This window comes from Micromonospora sp. ATA51 (assembly GCF_016802855.1).
GTDB lineage: Bacteria > Actinomycetota > Actinomycetes > Mycobacteriales > Micromonosporaceae > Micromonospora > Micromonospora sicca.
The window spans coordinates 1-1,081 of record NZ_JAEVHJ010000694.1 but is presented as its reverse complement, the minus strand read 5'-3'; the positions used below and the strand labels follow the sequence as shown (position 1 = coordinate 1,081).

General features: G+C 70.8%; 2 pseudogenes. Both read right to left on the bottom strand.

Annotation, left to right across the window (positions count from 1 at the left end):
• Positions 1 to 377, bottom strand: a pseudogene (locus JNW87_RS39015) (DUF2637 domain-containing protein); the annotation flags it as partial.
• A pseudogene (locus JNW87_RS39010) lies at positions 374 to 1,081 on the bottom strand (cell division protein FtsK); the annotation flags it as partial. The pseudogenes JNW87_RS39010 and JNW87_RS39015, both read right to left, overlap by 4 nt.

The window sequence follows — 1,081 nt, the reverse complement described above, 5'->3', positions numbered from 1 at the left end:
TTGGACAGGCCGATGAACGCCAGCGCCGGCACGGCCGACAGCAGCCACCCGGACAGGCCCGGCTTGGCCACGGCGAGCTGCGCGGAGAGGGACAGGGCGCCGGCAGCGACGAGCAGGAACATCGGGTAGCCGATCGGCCCGCCGGTGCGCTTGCGGCGGCGGATGGTGAGTAGGGCGGCGGTGGGGATGAGTTCGGAGATGACGGCGTTGGCCCAGCCGAACCACTCCCCCGTCCCAGGTGGGCTGTTGTCGAGGGTCCAGTCCTTGACGTGGGTGAAGGAGGCGGCCCCGGCGAAGCCGGCGACGATGAGCAGGATGACGACGAGGACCAGGCCGTCGATCCGATCAGCGCGGGTGGTGGTCGGGTGGGGCTTCATGCGGCACCTTCCAGGATCTCGCCGTCGATCACGCGGAGCCGGCCGTAGGTGGTGGCCATGTCGCGGATCTCGTCGTCGGTCAGGTAGGAGAAGCGGACCCGCATCGGGGTCGGGTCACCGTCGATGGCCACGAAGCCGACGCCGGGCAGGGACTGGGGGATGCGGTCGCACAGCGCGCCCCGGTCCCGCATCCCGTCGCCAAGGACGAGGTCCACCTGCGCGGCCTCGGCCAGGCGCAGCCCGATGCGGGTCGGGAACAGGTCGCGGAACGGCAGCACTTCCTTGCGGGGGTCCTGGATGGCGGCGACGACGTGCACGCCCACGGCCCGCCCTTGGCTGAGCAGGATGGACAGCGCGGCCTTGATCCGATCCTTCAACTGGCGGTCGGTGAGGTAGGCGGTCAGGTTGGCCAGCTCATCGATCACCAGGACGATCAGCGGCTCATCCGGGGTCGGGGTGTGCTGGCGGGTCCGGCCGTACAGGTTGCGGGCGCGGTTGCGGGCGAGGGCGGCGGCTTCCTCAATCAGCTCGCACATGTCCGCGTAGTCGGTGCAGGCGAACCGGGTGAACATCGGCGCGCATCCCGAGTTCCATGCCGCCCTTGGGGTCGAGGCCCCAGATCTGCACGAGCCCGGAGGTGACCCCGGCTGCGAGGGAGCGGACCACGGACCAGATGACCGAGCCCTTGCCCGACCCGGTGGCGC